This window comes from Pseudomonas sp. S30_BP2TU TE3576, assembly GCF_050436025.1.
Lineage (GTDB): Bacteria > Pseudomonadota > Gammaproteobacteria > Pseudomonadales > Pseudomonadaceae > Aquipseudomonas.
In genome coordinates this window covers 2328444-2349521 of record NZ_JBNDLK010000001.1, presented here as the reverse complement: position 1 = coordinate 2349521, position 21078 = coordinate 2328444, and the positions used below count along the sequence as shown (strand labels likewise).

At 61.1% G+C, this 21078-nt stretch carries 19 protein-coding genes; 10 read left to right on the top strand and 9 right to left on the bottom strand.

Annotation, left to right across the window (positions count from 1 at the left end; translation table 11 throughout):
• The first annotated feature begins 68 nt into the window (after window positions 1-68).
• A complete protein-coding gene (locus ABIA48_RS10710; protein WP_429488518.1) occupies window positions 69-1010 on the top strand; it encodes an AEC family transporter in 942 nt (313 codons plus the stop codon).
• A gap of 127 nt (window positions 1011-1137) precedes the next feature.
• On the opposite strand, the gene ABIA48_RS10705 is transcribed toward ABIA48_RS10710, so the two are convergent.
• The 6 genes from ABIA48_RS10705 to gatC form a co-directional block, all read right to left on the bottom strand.
• A complete protein-coding gene (locus tag ABIA48_RS10705; RefSeq protein ID WP_046040018.1) occupies window positions 1138-1518 on the bottom strand; it encodes a carboxymuconolactone decarboxylase family protein in 381 nt (126 codons plus the stop codon).
• Window positions 1515-2576, bottom strand: a complete 1062-nt coding sequence (locus ABIA48_RS10700; RefSeq protein WP_429488516.1) for a calcium/sodium antiporter — start codon at window positions 2574-2576, stop codon at window positions 1515-1517. The genes ABIA48_RS10705 and ABIA48_RS10700 overlap by 4 nt, the downstream gene beginning before the upstream one ends.
• Before the next feature lie 50 nt (window positions 2577-2626).
• The gene (locus ABIA48_RS10695) at window positions 2627-3001 is read right to left on the bottom strand and encodes a septal ring lytic transglycosylase RlpA family protein (protein ID WP_204929193.1); all 375 of its coding nucleotides are present in this window, start codon (window positions 2999-3001) and stop codon (window positions 2627-2629) included.
• A 148-nt stretch (window positions 3002-3149) separates the two neighbouring features.
• A complete protein-coding gene (gene gatB / locus ABIA48_RS10690; RefSeq protein ID WP_008000924.1) occupies window positions 3150-4595 on the bottom strand; it encodes an Asp-tRNA(Asn)/Glu-tRNA(Gln) amidotransferase subunit GatB in 1446 nt (481 codons plus the stop codon).
• 10 nt (window positions 4596-4605) lie between these two features.
• Window positions 4606-6057 (bottom strand): Asp-tRNA(Asn)/Glu-tRNA(Gln) amidotransferase subunit GatA, encoded by a 1452-nt coding sequence (gene gatA, locus ABIA48_RS10685; protein WP_429488513.1) that lies wholly within the window; start codon window positions 6055-6057, stop codon window positions 4606-4608.
• A 16-nt stretch (window positions 6058-6073) separates the two neighbouring features.
• Complete coding sequence (gene gatC, locus ABIA48_RS10680; RefSeq protein ID WP_077045271.1) at window positions 6074-6361, bottom strand: Asp-tRNA(Asn)/Glu-tRNA(Gln) amidotransferase subunit GatC; 288 nt, start codon at window positions 6359-6361, stop codon at window positions 6074-6076.
• Window positions 6362-6572: 211 nt separating this feature from the next.
• Between gatC and mreB the strand changes: the two genes are divergently transcribed.
• The 8 genes from mreB (at window position 6573) to tldD (ending at window position 17795) form a co-directional block, all read left to right on the top strand.
• Window positions 6573-7610 carry a rod shape-determining protein MreB gene (gene mreB / locus ABIA48_RS10675; protein ID WP_015093487.1) on the top strand — a complete coding sequence of 346 codons (1038 nt, stop codon included), beginning with the start codon at window positions 6573-6575 and terminating at the stop codon, window positions 7608-7610.
• Window positions 7611-7753: 143 nt separating this feature from the next.
• Window positions 7754-8890: a rod shape-determining protein MreC gene (gene mreC / locus ABIA48_RS10670; protein WP_429492833.1), complete on the top strand. Its 1137-nt coding sequence runs from the start codon at window positions 7754-7756 to the stop codon at window positions 8888-8890.
• Window positions 8890-9381 (top strand): rod shape-determining protein MreD, encoded by a 492-nt coding sequence (gene mreD, locus ABIA48_RS10665; RefSeq protein ID WP_007970244.1) that lies wholly within the window; start codon window positions 8890-8892, stop codon window positions 9379-9381. Before mreC ends, mreD begins: the two co-directional genes overlap by 1 nt.
• Before the next feature lie 43 nt (window positions 9382-9424).
• Complete coding sequence (locus tag ABIA48_RS10660; RefSeq protein WP_429488511.1) at window positions 9425-10021, top strand: Maf family protein; 597 nt, start codon at window positions 9425-9427, stop codon at window positions 10019-10021.
• A 57-nt stretch (window positions 10022-10078) separates the two neighbouring features.
• Entirely contained in the window at window positions 10079-11536 is a 1458-nt protein-coding gene (gene rng, locus ABIA48_RS10655; RefSeq protein ID WP_007986680.1) for a ribonuclease G, read from the top strand.
• Window positions 11537-11611: 75 nt separating this feature from the next.
• Window positions 11612-15415: a YhdP family protein gene (locus tag ABIA48_RS10650; RefSeq protein WP_429488508.1), complete on the top strand. Its 3804-nt coding sequence runs from the start codon at window positions 11612-11614 to the stop codon at window positions 15413-15415.
• A 70-nt stretch (window positions 15416-15485) separates the two neighbouring features.
• Entirely contained in the window at window positions 15486-16340 is an 855-nt protein-coding gene (locus ABIA48_RS10645; protein WP_429488506.1) for a carbon-nitrogen hydrolase family protein, read from the top strand.
• 12 nt (window positions 16341-16352) lie between these two features.
• Window positions 16353-17795: a metalloprotease TldD gene (gene tldD / locus ABIA48_RS10640; RefSeq protein WP_429488505.1), complete on the top strand. Its 1443-nt coding sequence runs from the start codon at window positions 16353-16355 to the stop codon at window positions 17793-17795.
• Window positions 17796-17843: 48 nt separating this feature from the next.
• On the opposite strand, the gene yjgA is transcribed toward tldD, so the two are convergent.
• The gene (yjgA, locus tag ABIA48_RS10635; RefSeq protein WP_007970253.1) at window positions 17844-18368 is read right to left on the bottom strand and encodes a ribosome biogenesis factor YjgA; all 525 of its coding nucleotides are present in this window, start codon (window positions 18366-18368) and stop codon (window positions 17844-17846) included.
• Window positions 18369-18476: 108 nt separating this feature from the next.
• Here yjgA and pmbA point away from each other — a divergent pair, with 108 nt between their 5' ends.
• Entirely contained in the window at window positions 18477-19823 is a 1347-nt protein-coding gene (gene pmbA / locus ABIA48_RS10630; protein ID WP_007986689.1) for a metalloprotease PmbA, read from the top strand.
• A gap of 105 nt (window positions 19824-19928) precedes the next feature.
• On the opposite strand, the gene ABIA48_RS10625 is transcribed toward pmbA, so the two are convergent.
• Window positions 19929-20204 carry an HPr family phosphocarrier protein gene (locus tag ABIA48_RS10625; protein WP_429488502.1) on the bottom strand — a complete coding sequence of 92 codons (276 nt, stop codon included), beginning with the start codon at window positions 20202-20204 and terminating at the stop codon, window positions 19929-19931.
• A gap of 15 nt (window positions 20205-20219) precedes the next feature.
• Entirely contained in the window at window positions 20220-21077 is an 858-nt protein-coding gene (rapZ, locus tag ABIA48_RS10620) for an RNase adapter RapZ (RefSeq protein ID WP_007986692.1), read from the bottom strand.
• Window position 21078 lies beyond the last annotated feature (1 nt).

Sequence of the window (21078 nt, the reverse complement as noted above, 5' to 3'; positions counted from 1 at the left end):
CGGGCGCCGAAGTGTCCAGTGGCTTATCATTAGCCCCCTAACGACGCCCACCCGAAGGTCCTCCCGGCATGCTGGCAATTTTCCTCGAAACCCTGAACATCACCGCACCGGTGTTCGCCATGCTGTTTCTTGGGGTGTTGCTCAAGCGCATCGACTGGATCAACGACAACTTCATCCACACCGCGTCGGCACTGGTGTTCAACGTCACCATGCCGGCGCTGCTGTTTCTGGGCATCCTGCATGCCGACCTGCACGCGGCGTTGCAGCCGGCGCTGCTGATCTACTTTTCCCTGGCGACCCTGGTGTGCTTTGCCATTGCCTGGGGCTGGGCGATCTGGAAGTGTCCGCGGGAAGATCGGGGGATCTACACCCAGGGGGCCTTTCGCGGTAACAACGGCGTTATCGGCCTGGCACTGGCGGCGAGCATGTACGGCGACTACGGGATTTCCCTCGGGGCGATTCTCGCGGCACTGGTGATCCTGTTTTACAACACACTCTCGACCATCGTGCTGGCGGTCTACAGCCCGGTGATCAAATCCGATCCGTGGAGCATCTGCAAAAGCGTGTTCAGCAATCCGCTGATCATCAGTGTGATTGCGGCGGCGCCGTTCGCCTATTTCAAGATCGGCTTGCCGGGTTGGCTGGAAACCTCCGGCCAATACCTGGCGCAAACCACCTTGCCGCTGGCGCTGATCTGCATCGGCGGCACGCTGTCGCTGGCGGCGTTGCGCAAGAGCGGCAACATGGCGCTGAGTTCAAGCCTGGTGAAGATGATCGGCTTGCCGGTGCTGGCGACGCTGGGGGCGTGGTTGTGGGGCTTTCGCGGGGCGGAACTGGGGATTTTGTTTCTGTACTTCGGCAGCCCGACCGCCGCTGCCAGTTTCGTCATGGCCCGGGCGGCCGAGGGTAACCATGAACTGGCGGCGGCGATTATCGTGATCACCACGCTGATGGCGGCGGTCACCACCAACATCGGGATCTTCTTTTTGCAGTGGGGCGGGTGGATCTGACCTCAGGCTTTGCGGTGTTCTTTGGAGCCATTCGCGAGCAAGCCCGCTCCCACATTTGGAATGCTTTCCCCTGTGGGAGCGGGCTTGCTCGCGAAGGCGTCAGGTCGGGTGCCCCGATTTCAATGCCTCACTCTGGCTTCTGGTAACTGTCGATCACTTCCTGTGCCGCCCGAAACGCATCGATCGCCGCCGGCACGCCGGCATACACCGCGCAATGCAGCAACGCCTCGCGAATCTCATCCACCGTGCAGCCATTGTTCAAAGCACCACGCACGTGACCTTTCAATTCCTGCGGGCACTTGAGTGCGGTCAGTGCGGCGAGGGTGATCAGGCTGCGGGTTTTCAAGGGCAGGCCTTCGCGATTCCACACACCGCCCCAGGCGTGTTCGTTGACGAAATCCTGCAGCGGCTGGGTGAATTCGGTGGCATTGCCCAGTGCGCGGTCGACGAAGGCATCGCCCATCACTTGGCGGCGGACTTCAACGCCGGGTTTCTTATTCTCGGTCATGGGACATCCCTCTTAGGGTGTTGGCGACGCCAGGCGCGCAGCGACGTGAACAGCAAAAACGCCACCAGTGCCGGCAGGACAAAAAACAGCATCAAGTGTTCCAGCTTACCGGCCAGTGGCATGCCGGTGGTGAACGACACCACGTGCAGCCCATAGACCAGGTACAGGCCCAGAAACAGCAGGCCTTCGGCGCGGGTCACCCGGTAGCCGGAGTAAAACACCGGCAGGCACAGCACCGCGACGCCGAGCATGACTGGCAGGTCAAAATCCAGCGCGTTGGGTGACACCGACAGCGGCGACGGTGCCACCAGCGCGGTAAAACCGAGCACGCCCAGGAGGTTGAACAGGTTGCTGCCGATCACGTTGCCCACGGCAATATCGCGCTCGCCGCGCGTTGCCGCGATCAACGAAGTGGCGAGCTCAGGCAGTGACGTGCTGACGGCGACGATGGTCAGGCCGATGATCCGCTCCGACAACCCAAGATCGGTGGCGACCGCAACGGCTGCACCCAGCAGCAAGTGCCCGGCGTACACCAGCATCGCCAGCCCGGCGATGATCATCAGCACGCTGCGCAGCCAGGGCGCTTGTATGTTGTGGTCATGGCTCGATACCGGGCGTGCCGAGTGTCGCGACTGGCGCAGCAACAACCCCAGGTAAATCGCCAGTGCCGTCAGCAACATCACGCCGTCGGCACGGGTCAGTTCTTCATTCCAGGCGAGTACGAACACCAACAGGCTGGCGCCGATCATCAAGGGAATATCCAGGCGCACCAGTTGCCGGGAAACCCGCAGCGGAATGATCAGCGCGGACAACCCGAGGGTGACGAGAATGTTGAAGATACTGCTGCCGATCACGCTGCCGACGGCAATGTCGGCATTGTGCGTAAGGGTCGCTTGCAGGCTGACCGCCATCTGCGGTGCGCTGCTGCCGAGGGCGACGATGGTCAGGCCGATGATCAGCGGTCGAATGTGCAACCGCGCGGCAATGCGTACGGCGGCGCGCACCATCAGTTCGGCGCCGACAATCAGCAGGAGCAACCCACTGAGCAATTCGATCACGCTGATCAGGGGTATATCGGCTAATCCGAAAATGGTCGGGGCTCCATCGGTCAGTCGTCGAGGGCCTGGACGCGTACCCGGGCGGTGCCGCTTTTGAGCATGCCGAGGCGCTCGGCAGCTTCATGGGACAGGTCAATCAGGCGGCCACGGGTGTGCGGCCCGCGATCATTGATACGCACCACACAGGATTTGTCGTTATTCAGATTGGTGACCTTCACCCGCGTGCCGAAGGGCAACTGGCGGTGGGCGGCGGTCATGGAATTCTTGTCGAAACGCTCGCCACTGGCGGTGCGTTTGCCTTGGTGTTTGGCACCGTAGTACGAAGCCACGCCGGTTTTGTCGTAGCCGTGCGGATCGACGGTGTCGGTGCTGGCGCAACCGGCCAGGAGCGAGAGGAGGGCGCAGGCGCCGAGCAGACGTTTCATTCGAAGGTTTCCCGAAACAAATGTGGGAGCGGGCTTGCTCGCGAATGCATTCTGACAGTCAACTTTGTATTGAGTGCCGAACCGCTTTCGCGAGCAAGCCCGCTCCCACAGGGAATGGAGCCAGGTTTGAATGCTGGCTCCATTCTCATCAGCCTTCGAGCTTGCTTTTCAGCAATTCGTTGACCTGTTGCGGGTTGGCCTTGCCTTTGGAGGCTTTCATGGCCTGACCGACGAAGAAGCCGAACATCTTGCCGCGTTTGGCTTCGTCTGCCGCACGGTATTGTTCGACCTGCTCGGCGTTGGCTGCGAGCATTTCGTCCAGTACCGCCGAGATGGCGCCGGTGTCGGTCACTTGCTTGAGGCCGCGCTTGTCGATGATCTCGTCCGCGCTGCCTTCGCCGTTGGCCATCGCTTCGAACACCACCTTGGCGATCTTGCCGGAGATGGTGTTGTCCTTGATGCGCAACAGCATGCCGCCCAGTTGCTCTGCGGAAACCGGCGACTCTTCGATGTCCAGGCCTTGCTTGTTGAGCAGGCTGCCCAACTCGACCATCACCCAGTTCGCCGCCAGTTTGGCGTCGCCGCTGATGCTCGCGACCTTCTCGAAGTAATCCGCTTGTTCACGGCTGGTGGCCAGCACGTTGGCGTCGTAGACCGACAGACCGAACTGCTCCTGGAAACGCTCGCGCTTCTGCGGTGGCAACTCGGGCAGCGTGGCGCGCACATCGTCGAGGAACGAGTTCTCGATGACCACCGGCAGCAGGTCCGGATCGGGGAAGTAACGGTAGTCGTTGGCTTCCTCTTTGCTGCGCATCGGACGGGTCTCGTCCTTGTTCGGATCGTACAGGCGAGTCTGCTGGATCACTTTGCCGCCGTCTTCGATCAATTCGATCTGACGCTGGATTTCGCTGTTGATCGCCTTCTCGATGAAACGGAACGAGTTGACGTTCTTGATCTCGCAGCGGGTACCGAACTCGACCTGGCCTTTCGGACGGATCGACACGTTGCAGTCGCAACGCAGCGAACCTTCGGCCATGTTGCCGTCGCAGATGCCGAGGTAACGCACCAGCGCGTGGATCGCCTTGACGTAGGCCACGGCTTCCTTGGCGCTGCGCATGTCCGGTTCGGAGACGATTTCCAGCAGCGGGGTGCCGGCACGGTTCAGGTCGATGCCGCTGGCGCCGCTGAATTCTTCGTGCAGGCTCTTGCCGGCGTCTTCTTCCAGGTGCGCGCGGGTGATGCCGACGCGTTTGACGGTGCCGTCTTCCAGGGCGATGTCCAGGTGGCCCTTGCCGACGATCGGCAATTCCATCTGGCTGATCTGGTAGCCCTTGGGCAGGTCCGGGTAGAAATAGTTTTTACGGGCGAACACGTTGTGCTGGCCGATCTCGGCGTCAATCGCCAGACCGAACATCACCGCCATGCGCACCGCTTCCTGGTTCAGCACCGGCAGCACGCCGGGCATGCCCAGGTCTACCAGGCTGGCCTGGGTGTTCGGCTCGGAACCGAAGGTGGTGGAACTACCGGAAAAGATTTTCGACCGGGTGGTGAGCTGGGTGTGAATCTCCAGCCCGATCACGACTTCCCATTGCATGTGTGTCTCCTCAGAAGCCGGTTGGGGTGCGGGTGTGCCAGTCAGTGTTGAGCTGATACTGGTGCGCAACGTTGAGCAAACGGCCTTCCTGGAAATACGGCGCGAGCAATTGCACGCCCACCGGCAGACCGTCGACGAAACCTGCTGGCATGGACAAGCCCGGCAGACCCGCGAGGTTGGCGGTAATGGTGTAGACGTCTTCCAGGTACGCAGCGACCGGGTCGCTGTTCTTGGCGCCGAGCTTCCAGGCCGGGTTCGGCGTGGTTGGGCCGAGGATGATGTCGACCTCATTGAAGGCGGCCATGAAGTCGTTCTTGATCAGGCGACGGATCTTCTGCGCCTTCAGGTAGTAGGCGTCGTAGTAACCGGCGGACAGCGCATAGGCACCGACCATGATCCGGCGTTGTACTTCCGCGCCGAAGCCTTCGCCACGGGAGCGCTTGTACAGGTCTTCCAGGTTTTTCGGGTCTTCGCAGCGATAGCCGAAGCGTACGCCATCGAAACGCGACAGGTTGGAAGAGGCTTCCGCCGGGGCGATCACGTAGTAGGCAGGAATCGCGTGCTGCATGTTCGGCAGGCTGATTTCCTTGATCACGGCGCCGAGCTTTTCCAGCTCCTTGATGCTGTTGTGGATCAGTTCGGCGATGCGCGGGTCGAGACCGGCGCTGAAGTATTCCTTCGGCACGCCGATGCGCAGGCCTTGCAGCGAGCCGTTGAGGCTGGCGCTGTAGTCCGGCACGGGTTCATCGATGCTGGTGGAGTCGTTCGGATCGAAGCCGGCCATACCTTGCAACAAAATCGCGCAGTCTTCGGCCGTGCGCGCCAACGGGCCACCCTGATCGAGGCTGGAGGCGTAGGCGATCATGCCCCAGCGCGAAACGCGACCGTACGTCGGTTTCAGGCCGGTGAGGTTGGTCAAGGCTGCTGGCTGACGGATCGAACCGCCGGTGTCGGTGCCGGTGGCTGCTGGCAACAGACGAGCGGCAACCGCCGCCGCCGAGCCGCCAGACGAACCGCCCGGCACGTGTTCCAGATTCCACGGGTTTTTCACCGCGCCGTAGTAGCTCGACTCGTTGGCCGAACCCATGGCGAACTCGTCCATGTTGGTCTTGCCCAGGGTCACGGCCCCGGCAGCGGCCAGCTTGGCGACGACGGTGGCGTCATACGGTGCCTTGAAGTTGTCGAGCATCTTCGAGCCGCAGCTGGTGCGGATGCCCTTGGTGCAGAACAGGTCCTTGTGGGCGATCGGCGCGCCGAGCAGGGCGCCGCTCTCACCATTGGCCCGACGGGCGTCAGCGGCTTTCGCCTGCGTGAGCGCCAGGTCCTCGGTGAGGCTGATGAAACTGTTGAGCTGTGGATCGAGCTGGGCGATGCGCGCCAGCAGGACTTTGGTCAGCTCTTCGGAGGAAAACTTTTTATCGGCGAGTCCGCGGGCGATCTCGGCCAGAGTCAATTGATGCATTGCAGGCTCTTTCCCTTTAGTCGATGACTTTCGGAACCAGGTACAGGCCGTTTTCGACCGCTGGTGCGATGGACTGGTAGGCCTCGCGGTTATTGGTCTCGGTCACGACGTCTGCGCGCAGGCGCTGGCTGGCTTCCAGCGGGTGAGCCAGCGGCTCGATACCGTCGGTATTGACCGCCTGCATTTCGTCGACCAGCCCGAGAATGCTGTTGAGGGCCGAAGTGATGTGTGGAAGATCGGCTTCATTCAGGCCAAGGCAGGCCAGATGAGCGATTTTTTCCACGTCGGAGCGTTCTAGCGCCATTGGGATTCTCCAGTGGAAAACAAAACGGACGGCGTCCGTGTGTTAGATTGTCGGAACACTACCGCACTTCTACGGTCATAAGGCCGCGATTGTGGGGCTTGGTGCACAGAAAAGCGGCCAATTTAACATATTGGCGCCTTGCCCAAAATCCCTGTCGTTGTTAGAGTTTGCCGCACTTTTTTACCCACGCGTTGCCTAGGGTCCCTTTCCCATGTTCAAGAAACTGCGTGGCATGTTTTCCAGCGATCTTTCCATTGACCTGGGCACTGCCAACACCCTTATTTACGTGCGCGAGCGCGGTATCGTCCTGAATGAGCCCTCCGTTGTGGCCATTCGGACACACGGTAACCAGAAAAGTGTCGTTGCTGTCGGCACCGAAGCCAAGCGCATGCTCGGCCGTACTCCGGGCAACATTGCTGCCATTCGTCCGATGAAGGACGGCGTGATCGCCGACTTCAGCGTTTGCGAAAAAATGCTGCAGTACTTTATCAACAAGGTTCACGAAAACAGCTTCCTGCAGCCTAGCCCGCGCGTGTTGATCTGCGTCCCATGCAAATCCACCCAGGTTGAGCGTCGTGCCATCCGTGAGTCGGCCCTCGGCGCCGGTGCCCGCGAAGTATTCCTGATCGAAGAGCCAATGGCCGCTGCGATCGGTGCCGGCCTGCCAGTTGAAGAAGCTCGCGGTTCGATGGTTGTGGATATCGGTGGCGGTACCACCGAAATCGCGCTGATCTCCCTGAACGGTGTGGTTTACGCCGAATCCGTCCGCGTTGGCGGCGACCGTTTCGACGAAGCGATCATCACCTACGTGCGTCGCAACTACGGCAGCCTGATCGGTGAATCCACCGCCGAACGCATCAAGCAGGAAATCGGTACTGCCTACCCGGGCGGCGAAATTCGCGAAGTCGACGTTCGTGGCCGCAACCTGGCCGAAGGCGTTCCACGCGCATTCACCCTGAACTCCAACGAAGTGCTGGAAGCTCTGCAAGAGTCCCTGGCAACCATCGTTCAGGCCGTGAAAAGCGCCCTGGAGCAATCGCCTCCGGAACTGGCTTCCGACATCGCCGAGCGTGGCCTGGTACTGACCGGTGGTGGCGCCTTGCTGCGTGACCTGGACAAGCTGCTGGCCCAGGAAACCGGTCTGCCGGTGATCGTTGCCGAAGACCCGCTGACCTGCGTTGCTCGCGGCGGTGGCCGTGCATTGGAAATGATGGATAAACACACCATGGACCTGCTTTCCAGCGAGTAAGTCGCCGGGTCGCTTCTATGCTGTTGAGCGCGCAGGCGGCACTTTGCGGTGCTGCCTGTTCGCGTTTATCTTCTGTCAATCTGCATCCAGGCCGGATTGCTGCCGTATGAATAAACAGAACATTTGCCTGGGAGGAGCGGCTTATTAAACCGCTTTTCACCAAGGGTCCTTCGCTGGGCGTACGCCTGTTGGTGCTGGTCGTGCTATCGGTCGCGCTGATGGTGGTCGATGCCCGCTTCAGTCTGCTCAAGCCGGCACGCAGCCAGATGTCGCTGGTGCTGATGGACGCCTACTGGATCACCGACCTGCCCGGACGGCTGTGGGAAGGCGTTGCCAGTCAGTTTGGCAGCCGGACCGAGCTCGTCGCCGAAAACGAAAAACTCAAGACCGAGAACCTGCTGTTGCAGGGGCGCATGCAGAAGCTTGCCGCCCTGACCGAGCAGAACGTTCGGCTGCGCGAGCTGCTCAACTCTTCGGCACTGGTCAACGAGAAGGTCGAAGTGGCCGAGTTGATCGGCATGGACCCCAACCCCTTCACCCACCGCATCATCATCAACAAAGGTGAACGCGACGGTGTGGTCCTCGGTCAGCCGGTACTCGATGCCCGTGGCCTGATGGGCCAGGTGGTCGAGTTGATGCCCTACACCTCCCGCGTCTTGCTGCTGACCGACACCACTCACAGCATTCCGGTGCAGGTGAACCGTAACGGTTTGCGGGCGATTGCCAGCGGCACCGGCAACCCGGAGCGTCTCGAGTTGCGTCATGTGGCCGATACCGCCGACATCAAGGAAGGCGACTTGCTGGTCAGCTCCGGTCTCGGCCAACGTTTCCCGGCCGGTTACCCGGTGGCGACGGTCAAGGAAGTGATTCACGATTCCGGCCAGCCGTTTGCCATTGTCCGCGCCATTCCGACCGCCGCTTTGAACCGCAGCCGTTACCTGCTGCTGGTGTTCAGCGACACCCGTACCCCGGAAGAACGCGCCAACGACGCTGCCCAGGCCCAGGAAAACCTGGACGCGCAGGGCGGTGGGCCGATCATTCCGGCGACGGTCCCGAAACTGGTCAACCCCGTAGCCCCCGCGGCATCGGCTGCCGCACCCGCGGCTCCAGCCCCGGCGACGCCTGCGGCCACTGCGCCAGCCAAGCCTGCCACCACGCCAGCCAAGCCTGCGGCCACGCATCCTGCGACGGCTAAACCGCCGGCGGCGCAACCCGCTGCCGCGAAGCCTGCCGCCAAACCGCCAGTCTCCGCGCCGGCCACTCCAGTGGGAAGAGAATAATGGGCGGTGTAAAAGCATCCCGAAACGGCTGGATAGTCTGGCTGACGTTTGCCGTCGGCCTGCTGCTGAGTGTTTCACCGTTGCCGCAATTCATGGAAATCCTGCGCCCGCTGTGGCTTGCCCTGTTGCTGGCGTTCTGGGCGTTGAACCTGCCGCAGACCGTCGGGATGGTGACGGCGTTCTGTCTGGGGCTGGCTGAAGACGTGCTCTACGGTACCTTGCTGGGTCAGAATGCCTTGATCCTGACCCTCATCACCTATCTGGTACTGGCGCTGCAACAACGTCTGCGGATGTTCCCGATGTGGCAGCAGAGCCTGGTGATCCTGGTGATCTTCGGCCTCGCCCAACTGGTTCAGTTGTGGCTCAGTGCCCTGACCGGCAATCGTCAGCCAACCCTGGCGCTGGTGCTGCCGGCACTGGTCAGTGCATTGCTCTGGCCCTGGATCAGTTTCGGTTTGCGCGGGTTGCGTCGGCGCTACAAAATCAATTGATTCGGTCAGGCATTTGCCCGCACCTGGACAGGGAGATGTCTTGATGAAACAGCTTTATCTTGCCTCTGGTTCACCGCGTCGACGTGAATTGCTCACGCAGATCGGCGTACCGTTCTGCGCCGTCAGTGCGCAGATCGATGAAACTCCTTTAGCTCAAGAATCCCCATCGGCCTATGTCGAGCGTCTGGCGCGCGGCAAGGCCGAGGCCGGGCGCGACGCTGTCGTATCCGATGGCCCGTTCTGTGTGCTCGGCGCTGATACCGCCGTGGTATTCGACGGAAAAATTCTCGGCAAACCGGTTGATCAAGCGGATGCGTGCGCCATGCTGATGATGTTGTCAGGGTGTGAGCATGAGGTCCTGACCGCGATTGCGGTGCTCGATGGCGAACGTTGCGAGTCCCGGGTTGTCACCAGTCGGGTGCGTTTTCGTGACATCAGTCGTGATGAAACAGCGGCCTACTGGGCCAGCGGCGAGCCAAAGGACAAGGCGGGTGGTTATGGCATTCAAGGACTGGGTGCGGTGTTTGTCGCCGAGCTTGATGGAAGTTATTCGGCGGTGGTGGGACTACCGCTTTGCGAAACTGCGGAACTGCTCGGCCATTTCGGCATACCCTGTTGGCAAACCCGGAACGCACACTAAGCAACGTTCTGAACAGATGCGGCCATTATCGTGAACATGCCTGAACGAGACCCTGCCATGAGTGAAGAGATCCTGATCAACATCACGCCGATGGAGTCGCGCGTGGCGGTGGTCGAAAACGGTGTCCTGCAAGAGGTCCATGTCGAGCGCACGCAAAAGCGCGGGATCGTCGGCAACATCTATAAAGGTAAAGTCGTGCGGGTATTGCCGGGGATGCAGGCAGCATTCGTCGACATCGGCCTTGATCGTGCCGCATTCATTCATGCTTCGGAAATTTCCCTGCGCGAAGGCCCGGCGGTCGAGAGCATCAGTGCGCTGGTGCACGAAGGCCAGAGCCTGGTGGTGCAGGTGACCAAGGACCCGATCGGTTCCAAAGGCGCGCGCCTGACCACCCAGTTGTCGATCCCTTCGCGTTATCTGGTGTACATGCCACGCACGGCCCATGTCGGCATTTCCCTGAAGATCGAAGACGAAGCCGAGCGCGAGCGCCTCAAGCAAGTGGTCACTGATTGCGTGGCCACAGAAGGAATCAAGGAAGCCGGCGGTTTTATTCTGCGCACGGCAGCCGAAGGCGCCGGCGCCGATGAAATCCTCATGGACATCCGCTACCTGCGCCGGCTCTGGGATCAGATCAGCGCCCAGATCAAAACCATCAGCGCGCCCAGCGTGATCTATGAAGACCTCGGTTTGGCGCTGCGCACACTGCGTGACCTGGTGAGCCCGAAGATCGAGAAGATCCGCATCGACTCCCGGGAAACCTTCCAGAAAACCACGCAATTCGTTGCCGAATTGATGCCCGAGATTGCCGACCGCCTGGAACATTATCCGGGCGAGCGGCCGATTTTCGACCTGTATGGCGTCGAAGACGAAATCCAGAAGGCCCTCGAACGCAAGGTCCCGCTCAAGTCCGGCGGTTATCTGGTGGTCGACCCGGCGGAAGCCATGAGCACCATCGACGTCAACACCGGGGCGTTCGTCGGCCATCGCAACCTCGAAGAAACCATCTTCAAGACCAACCTCGAAGCCGCGACGGCCATCGCCCGCCAATTGCGCCTGCGCAACCTCGGCGGAATCATCATCATCGATTTCATCGACATGGAAGATGAAGAGCACCAGCGCCAGGTGCTGCGCACGCTCGAAAAGCAACTGGAGCGCGATCATGCCAAGACCAACATCATCGGTATCACCGAGCTGGGCCTGGTGCAAATGACCCGCAAGCGCACCCGCGAAAGCCTTGAGCAAGTGTTGTGCGAGCCGTGCAATGCCTGTCAGGGCCGCGGCAAGCTCAAGACCCCGGAAACCGTTTGCTACGAAATCTTCCGTGAAATCCTGCGTGAGGCTCGCGCCTATCAGGCGGAAGGCTATCGTGTATTGGCAAACCAGAAAGTGGTGGACCGTCTGCTTGACGAAGAGTCGGGCAACGTCGCCGAGCTGGAAGGGTTTATCGGACGCACCATCCGCTTCCAGGTAGAAACCATGTATTCCCAGGAACAATACGACGTGGTGTTGCTCTGAATCGCTGCGTTTTAACTTTTCCTGAACGGCTGGCCTCAGCTTTTTGCAAAACTTTTGCCATGGGGGCCACCTGACATGGACCGTCTGACACGCATTTTGGCCGCACTGATCCGCTGGGGTCTGGGCCTGTGCGCGTTGGTTTTGGTGTTGATGGCGCTATACGTCAGCCTTGGCCGGGAGCTGACACCGCTGGTGGCCGAGTATCGTGCCGACGTCGAAACCCAAGCCAGCGATGCCTTGGGCATGCCGTTGCAGATCGGCGAGCTCGAAGGTAACTGGAGTGGATTTGCCCCCATATTGATGGCTCGCGACGTGACGGTCGGCGAGGGCGCCAATGCCTTGCATCTGGATCAGGTGCGCGCGGTGCCGGACCTTTGGGCCAGCCTGCTGGCACGTCAGGTACGCATCGCGCATCTGGAAGTCAGCGGCCTGAAGATCAGCGTCAAGGAGGGTGACGACGGTCAATGGGCTCTGGAAGGTTTGCCAGTGCAACAGGATCAACCCGCCGATCCGCAACAGTTGCTCAATCGTATGCAAATGATCCAGCAACTGTCGGTGCTCGACAGCCAGGTGACCTTGCAGCCGTTTGCAAAGTCGCCGCTGACGCTGACTTATGTCGGTCTGAATCTGAAAACCGGGGCGTCGCAGCAGCGGCTCGACGCGCGGCTGACCCTGCCTGACGGGCAACCGGTGGCCATGAGCCTGCGTACGCGCATTCGTGCCAGCGAATGGAAGGACGGTGAAGCTGAAGTCTATCTAAGCCTGCCGCAAAGCGACTGGTCGAAGTGGTTGCCCGAGCGCGTCAGCCAGCAATGGAAATTCTCCGAGATCAAGGCCGGCGGCGAGCTGTGGGCGACCTGGGGCAAAGGCACCTTGCAAAGCGCGGCAGTGCGCTTGAACGCGCCACAACTCAAGGGCGCCTACGTCGACCGCCAGCCGATCCAGATCAACAACCTGGCGCTCAACGGTTACTTCCAGCGCAGTGCCGAAGGCATGCTGGTGACCCTGGATTCCCTGGCAATGAACCTCGGCGACACCCGCTGGGAAACGCATTTGCAGCTCAAGCAAAGCGCCGCCACCGACAAGACCGAAGAACTTTGGCATCTACAGGCCGACCGCGTCGACCTGACCCCGCTCACGCCGCTGCTTAATGCCCTGGCACCTTTGCCGGAAGGCTTTGCCAAGGTCGTCGAGCGGCTGAAAGTCACGGGTGGCCTGCGCAACGTGCTGGTCGACTTCCGCCCCAATGCCACCGATGACAGCAAGTTTGGCTTTGCCGCCAACCTCGACCAGGTGGGCTTCGACGCCTATCACGGTGCGCCGGCGGCGCGAAATGTCAGCGGCAGCATCAGCGGTGACCTGGGGCACGGTGAACTGCGCATGGACAGTAAGGATTTCATGCTGCACCTGGACCCGATTTTCGCCAAGCCGTGGCAGTACATCCAAGCCAATGCGCGGCTGACCTGGAAACTCGATAAAGAAGGTTTCACCCTGATCGCGCCGTACCTGAAGGTACTGGGCGAGGAAGGCAAGATTGCCGGCGACTTCCTGATTCGCCTGCATTTCGATCACACCCAGGAAGACTACATGGACCTGCGGGTTGGCCTGGTGGACGGTGACGGTCGCTACACCGCCAAGTACCTGCCGGCAGTCCTCAGCCCGGCGCTGGATGAATGGCTGCGCACGGCGATTCTCAAGGGCGCGGTGGATCAAGGCTTCTTCCAGTATCAAGGGTCGCTCAGCCACGGTGCCGCGGACGTCGATCGCAGCATCAGCCTGTACTTCAAGGTCCACGATGCCGAACTGGCATTCCAGCCGGGATGGCCCCATGTCAGCAAGGTCAGCGGTGATGTGTTTGTCGAGGACAGCGGGGTGCGGATTCTGGCCAGCAAGGGCCAGTTGCTCGATACGCAGGTCAGCGATATCTACGTCGACATTCCCCATGTGCCTGCGGGGCAGAACGTTCATTTGTTCCTCGATGGCGGATTTGCCGGTGGTTTGGGCGATGGCCTGAAAATCCTTCAGGAAGCACCGATCGGCACCGCAGCTACCTTCGCCGGCTGGGAAGGCGAGGGTGACCTGCAAGGCAAGTTGAAGCTGGATATTCCGTTGGCAAAAGACGAGGAACCGAAGATCCTCGTCGACTTCAAGACCGCCAAGGCGCGCTTGAAGCTGGCGGAGCCTGTGCTGGAGTTGACTCAGCTCAAAGGTGATTTCCGTTTCGACAGTGCCAAAGGCCTGAGCGGGCAGAACATTAGCGCACGGGCATTCGACAAGCCGGTTACCGCGCAGATTTTTGCCGATGGCGGTGCAGGCAAACTCAATACCCGGGTCAGCGCGTCGGGCCAGGTCGAGGTCAAGAAACTGACCGACTGGCTGAAGGTGACCCAGCCTCTGCCGGTGAGTGGCGTGATCCCCTATCAACTGCAACTGACCCTGAACGGCGCCGACAGCCAATTGACGGTCAATTCCAACCTCAAGGGCGTGGCCGTCGATTTACCTGCACCGTTCGGCATGACCGCCGAGACCGGGCGCGACACGAGGTTCCGCATGACCTTGCAGGGCGACGAACGGCGCTATTGGGCCAATTACGGGGACCTGGCGAGTTTCACGTTTGCGGCCCCGGCCAGCAATTTCGCCGACGGTCGCGGGGACTTGTTCCTCGGTGGCGGCGAGGCCGTGTTGCCTGGCACCAAAGGTCTGCGGATACGGGGCGTGCTGTCGGAGCTGGACGTTGGTCCGTGGAAGGATCTGGTGGATAAATACGCCGGGCAGGACCCCGGAGGCAGCGCCAGGCAATTGCTCAGTGGTGCGGATTTCAAGGTGGGCAAGCTCAGCGGTATCGGCACCACGCTCGATCAGGCCTCAATTCTGCTGGCGCGCAACCCTTCCGCCTGGGCGCTGCAACTCGACAGCCAGCAGATCAAGGGCAACGCCAGCCTTCCCGATGCGAAAGGGGCGCCGATCACGATCAATCTGCAAACCGTGCGCCTGCCGGCACCGGACCCGACCGTGCTGGCCGATGAAAACTCACCGGATCCGCTGGCCTCGGTGGACCCGACGAAAATCCCTGCAATGGACATCACCATCAATCAGCTATTCCAGGGCCAGGATCTGGTGGGGGGCTGGTCGCTGAAGATTCGTCCGACGCCCAAGGGCATCGTGTTCAACTCGCTGGACCTGGGTCTCAAGGGCATTCTGTTGGTGGGCAGCGGTGGTTGGGAAGGCGTGCCCGGCGCCAGTTCAAGCTGGTACAAGGGACGCGTCAGCGGCAAGAACCTCGCCGATGTGCTCAAGAACTGGGGGTATGCACCGAGCGTCACCAGCAAGGACTTTTACATGGATGTCGATGGCAACTGGCCAGGCTCGCCGGCCTGGGTGGCAACCAAACGCTTCTCCGGCTCGCTTGATGCGACGCTCAATCAGGGCCAGTTCGTCGAGGTCGAGGGCAGTGCCCAGGCGTTGCGGGTATTTGGTTTACTCAACTTCAACTCCATCGGCCGGCGCCTGCGCCTGGACTTTTCCGACCTGTTCGGCAAGGGCCTGAGTTATGACCGGGTCAAGGGGCTGCTGGTGGGGACCAATGGCGTGTATGTCACCCGTGAGCCGATCCGGCTGACAGGCCCTTCGAGCACCATTGAACTCGACGGCACCTTGAACCTGGTCGCCGATCAGATCGATGCGAAACTGTTGGTGACCTTGCCGGTGACCAATAACTTGCCGATTGCCGCGCTGATCGTCGGTGCACCGGCAGTCGGCGGGGCGCTGTTCCTGATCGACAAGCTGATCGGTGACCGTGTCGCCCGTTTCGCCAGCGTGAAGTACACCGTTCAGGGGCCGTGGAAAGAACCGAAAATCACCTTCGACAAGGCTTTTTGAGGTCCTTTTTGAAAAGGCACTCGGCAAGCCTATGGAGTAGCATGGCCGCATACGATTCCAGGAGTGCGCCATGTCTGTAGCGGTGATTCAAATGGTCAGCCAGAGCAATGTGCTGGCCAATCTGGCCCAGGCCCGTCGACTGCTCGAACAAGCGGCTGCCGGCGGCGCGAAACTGGCGGTACTGCCGGAAAATTTCGCCGCCATGGGCCGGCGCGACATTGCCGACATCGGGCGCGCCGAAGCGCTGGGCGACGGCCCGATCCTGCCCTGGTTGAAACAGACCGCACGCGACCTCAAGTTATGGATTGTGGCCGGCACATTGCCGTTGCCGCCGGTGGATCAACCGACGAAGAAAGCGCATGCCTGTTCGTTGCTGGTCGATGACCAGGGTGAAACGGTGGCGCGTTACGACAAGCTGCACCTGTTCGACGTGGACGTGGCGGACAATCGTGGCCGTTATCGTGAATCCGATGACTATGCTTATGGCAGCGAGGTGGTCGTGGCGGACACCCCCGTCGGCCGGGTTGGCCTGACGGTCTGCTATGACCTGCGCTTTCCCGAGCTGTACAGTGAACTGCGAGCTGCCGGCGCGGAACTGATTACCGCCCCCTCGGCGTTCACGGCGGTGACCGGCGCGGCGCATTGGGATGTGCTGATTCGTGCGCGGGCCATCGAGACCCAATGTTACGTACTCGCGGCTGCCCAGGGCGGGACGCATCCGGGGCCAAGGGAAACCTTTGGACATGCCGCCATCGTCGACCCGTGGGGGCGTGTGCTGGCGCAACAGGATCAAGGCGAGGCCGTGCTGCTGGCCGAACGCGACAGCAGCGAACAGGCGTCCATCCGGGCGCGGATGCCGGTGTCCAGTCACCGGCGCTTTTTCTCGCAGGGCGCCCAGCGACCTGCATCAGAACGACGAATTTAAGGCGTAAAGCATATGAGCGAGTTGTTGTCCTCAGTCAGTGAACACCTGCTGGCGCCCGGTGGCGTCACGATCGAGAGCCTGCAAGGCGTGCTCGGCGATCTGGCCGGCCCGGGCATCGATGCGGCCGACCTGTATTTCCAGGGGCAGATCTCCGAGTCCTGGGCGCTGGAAGATGGCATCGTCAAGGAAGGCAGCTTCAACCTTGACCAAGGCGTGGGCGTGCGTGCGCAATCGGGCGAAAAAACCGGTTTTGCCTACAGCAATGCCATCACCCTGGAAGCCCTGGGCGCGGCGGCACGTGCTGCCCGTTCGATTTCCCGGGCCGGGCAGCACGGCACCGTACAGGCATTTACCCGTCAGGATGTCGCGCAGCTGTATGCGCCGGACAATCCGCTGGAAGTGCTGACCCGTGCCGAGAAAGTCGATTTGCTCAAGCGAGTCGATGCCGCAACCCGCGCCCTGGACCCACGTATCCAGCAGGTCACCGTGAGCATGGCCGGTGTCTGGGAGCGGATTCTGGTGGCTTCCACCGATGGCGGCCTGGCGGCGGATGTGCGGCCGCTGGTACGTTTCAACGTCAGTGTGATCGTCGAGCAGAACGGTCGCCGCGAGCGCGGCGGTCATGGTGGTGGCGGTCGGACCGATTACCGCTATTTCCTCGGCGAAGACCGCGCCATGGGCTATGCCCGCGAAGCGTTGCGTCAGGCACTGGTCAACCTTGAAGCGATACCGGCACCGGCCGGCACGTTGCCGGTGGTACTCGGCTCCGGCTGGTCGGGCGTGCTGCTGCACGAAGCTGTCGGTCATGGTCTGGAAGGCGACTTCAACCGCAAGGGCAGCTCGGCTTATAGCGGGCGCATGGGCGAGATGGTTGCGTCCAGGCTGTGCACCATTGTCGATGATGGCACCCTGGCCGGCCGCCGTGGCTCGTTGAGCGTCGATGACGAAGGCACGCCAACCGAGTGCACCACGCTGATCGAAAACGGCGTACTCAAAGGCTACATGCAGGACAAACTCAACGCCCGCCTGATGGGCGTGGCGCGCACCGGTAACGGCCGTCGCGAATCCTACGCGCACCTGCCGATGCCGCGCATGACCAATACCTACATGCTCGCCGGTGAAAGCGATCCGGAAGAAATCATCGCTTCGGTGAAACGCGGCATCTATTGCGCCAACCTCGGCGGCGGTCAGGTGGACATCACCAGCGGCAAGTTCGTGTTCTCCACCAGCGAGGCGTACCTGATCGAGGACGGCAAGATCACCGCTCCGGTCAAAGGCGCAACCCTGATCGGCAACGGACCGGAAGCCATGAGCAAAGTGTCGATGGTGGGTAATGATCTGTCGCTGGACAGCGGCGTGGGCACGTGTGGCAAGGATGGGCAGTCGGTGCCGGTGGGTGTCGGCCAGCCAACGCTGAAGATTGATGCGATCACCGTGGGTGGCACGGGCGCTTGATGGAACGAGCTTCGGGTGAGTCGCGTCGCGACTCACCCGATTCGAGATTCAACGCAGTCCGCGTTGAGTCTCGTCCAGCTCACGGATGTACTTGAAGATTTTACGGCTGGAAGCAGGAGGCTTGTTTTGCGCAACCTCATGCTGGGCCTGACGGATCAGGGAGCGTAGTTGCTGGCGATCCGCGTCGGGATATTCGACGACGAATTTCTCCAGTACGGCGTCGTCGCCGGCAATCAGACGATCGCGCCAGCGTTCCAGGTTATGGAAGCGTTCGTTGTACTGGCGAGTGGAGGCATCGAGTTGATCGAGCAGAACCAGAATCGCGTCAGTGTCCTGATCGCGCATCAGTTTGCCGATGAACTGAAGGTGCCGTTTACGCGCGATGTTCGCGGTGTGCTTGGGCGCATCGGCCAGGGCCCGGCGCAATCCGTCGGTCAATGGCAGTTTGTTGAGCAAGTCAGGCTTGAGCGTTGTAAGGCGCTCGCCGAGGTCAACCAGAGCATGCAGCTCGCGTTTGACCTGGGATTTGCTTTTTTCTCCCGTATCGAGGGAGTCGTCGTAAGAATCAACCATGGTGGCAGTCCGCAAAGAAACGCCGCCATGATAACCAGTCGGGGGCCACTTGTCCGGCCCGGTCGCTCGATGACCGTTACCGAAAGCAGAATTTGAGTGGAGAACAGCATGAGTGCAGTTGAAAGCGTCGGCCCACAAGCGTTGCCGGCACTGCAGGAACAAGTCGAGCAGATCATCGCTGAAGCCAGGCGCCAGGGGGCCAGCGCCTGTGAAGTGGCGGTGTCACTGGAGCAGGGCTTGTCGACTACGGTGCGCCAGCGTGAAGTCGAAACAGTCGAATTCAACCGCGACCAGGGTTTTGGCATCACCTTGTACGTCGGCCAGCGCAAAGGCTCGGCCAGCACGTCGGCCAGCGGTCCGGAGGCGATTCGCGAAACGGTTGCCGCTGCACTGGCCATCGCCAAGCACACCTCGGAAGATGAGGCCTCGGGCCTGGCGGATGCCGCGTTGATGGCACGGGATATCCAGGATTTCGACCTGTTCCACGAATGGGACATCACTCCGGAGCAAGCCATCGAGCAGGCCCTGGCCTGTGAAGCCGCGGCGTTTGCCGCCGACAGCCGGATCAAGAACGCCGATGGCACCACCCTCAGCACCCATCAGGGCTGCCGCGTTTATGGCAACAGCCACGGCTTCATTGGCGGCTACGCATCGACTCGCCACAGCTTGAGCTGCGTGATGATCGCCGAAGCGGACGGCCAGATGCAGCGCGATTACTGGTACGACGTGAACCGCCAGGGCAATCTGCTGGCCGATCCGGTCAGCATTGGCCAGCGCGCTGCGCAACGGGCGGCGAGCCGTCTGGGCGCGCGTCCGGTGCCGACTTGCGAGGTGCCGGTGCTGTTTTCCGCAGAGTTGGCAGGGGGGCTGTTCGGCAGTTTCCTGTCGGCGATTTCCGGCGGCAGCCTGTACCGCAAGTCATCGTTCCTTGAAGGCACGCTGGGGCAGAAGCTGTTTCCGGAGTGGCTGACCATCGACGAGCGCCCACACTTGATGCGTGCGATGGGCAGTGCGGCGTTCGATGGTGATGGTTTGGCCACCTACGCCAAACCGTTCGTCGAAAAAGGCGAGTTGGTGTCGTACATCCTCGGCACCTACTCTGGCCGCAAGCTCGGAATGCCAAGCACGGCCAACGCCGGCGGCGTGCACAACCTGTTCGTCACCCATGGCGATGAAGACCAGGCGGCCTTGCTGCGACGCATGGGGCGCGGGCTGTTGGTCACCGAGTTGATGGGCCAGGGGCTGAACATGGTCACCGGTGATTATTCCAGGGGTGCGGCGGGTTACTGGGTCGAGAACGGCGAAATCCAGTTCGCGGTCCAGGAAGTGACCATCGCTGGCAACATGCGCGACATGTTCAAACAGATCGTCGCCGTGGGTAATGACCTGGAGCTGCGTAGCAACATTCGCACGGGCTCGGTACTGATCGAGCGGATGACGGTGGCGGGTAGCTAAGCTTTGCGCTAAACAAAAAAGGCGTGCCACCCATCGGGTGGTACGCCTTTTTTTGCGACTTGAATGGGGCCTGCAGGAGCACGGCTTGCCGTTACTGGACGACGTTTATTCGCCTTCGTCGAAGTAGTTATTGATCAGGGCCACCAGCGCGTCCATCGCTTCCTGTTCCTGCTCGCCTTCTGTGCTCAGATGGATTTTGGTGCCCTTACCGGCAGCGAGCATCATCATGGCCATGATGCTTTTGCCGTCGACTGTGGATTCAGGTGTGCGTCCTACCCTGATCGTGCAGTCCTTGAACTGGCCGGCGACCCCGACGAATTTTGCAGACGCCCGGGCATGCAGCCCCAGCTTGTTGATGATTTCGATTTCCCGAGCAGGCATCGCGATGTGAATCCTTTAGCTGAGGTCGCGGTGGCGAACCTGGACGTTCTTCAGGGTTTTTTGCAGCGCCTGCCCCAAACGCTCGGTCAGGTAGACGGAGCGGTGATGTCCGCCTGTGCACCCAATGGCAATGGTGACGTAGGCGCGGTTGCTGGCGGCAAAACGAGGCAGCCACTTTAGCAGGTATGTGGAAATGTCCTGGAACATCTCTTCCACATCCGGCTGTGCCGCCAGGTATTCGGCAACCGGTTGATCGAGCCCGGACTGTTCGCGCAATTCCGGTTTCCAGTAAGGGTTGGGCAGGCAACGCACATCGAACACCAGGTCGGCGTCCACCGGCATGCCACGCTTGAACCCGAAGGACTCCACCAGGAACGCGGTGCCCGGCTCGGGCTGATTCAACAGGCGCAGTTTGATGGCGTCGCGCAGTTGATACAGGTTCAGGCTGGTGGTGTTGATCTTGAGGTCGGCGAGGTCGGCAATCGGCCCGAGCAGGACGCTCTCAACGCTGATGGCTTCGGCCAGCGAGCGGTTGGCGTTTGTCAGGGGGTGCCGTCGGCGGGTTTCCGAGAAGCGCTTGAGCAGGGTTTCTTCGTCAGCGTCCAGATACAGGACATCGCACTGGATGTGGCGGCTGCGGACTTCTTCGAGCAGCTCGGGGAAGCGTGACAGGTGACTGGGCAGGTTGCGGGCGTCAATGGAAACGGCGACCAGCGGTTGTAACAGCTCGGTATGAATCAAGGCGCGTTCGGCCAGCTCCGGCAACAGACCGGCAGGCAGGTTGTCGATGCAGTAGTAGCCGTTGTCCTCAAGAACATTGAGGGCGGTACTTTTACCTGAGCCGGAACGGCCACTGACGATGATCAAGCGCATG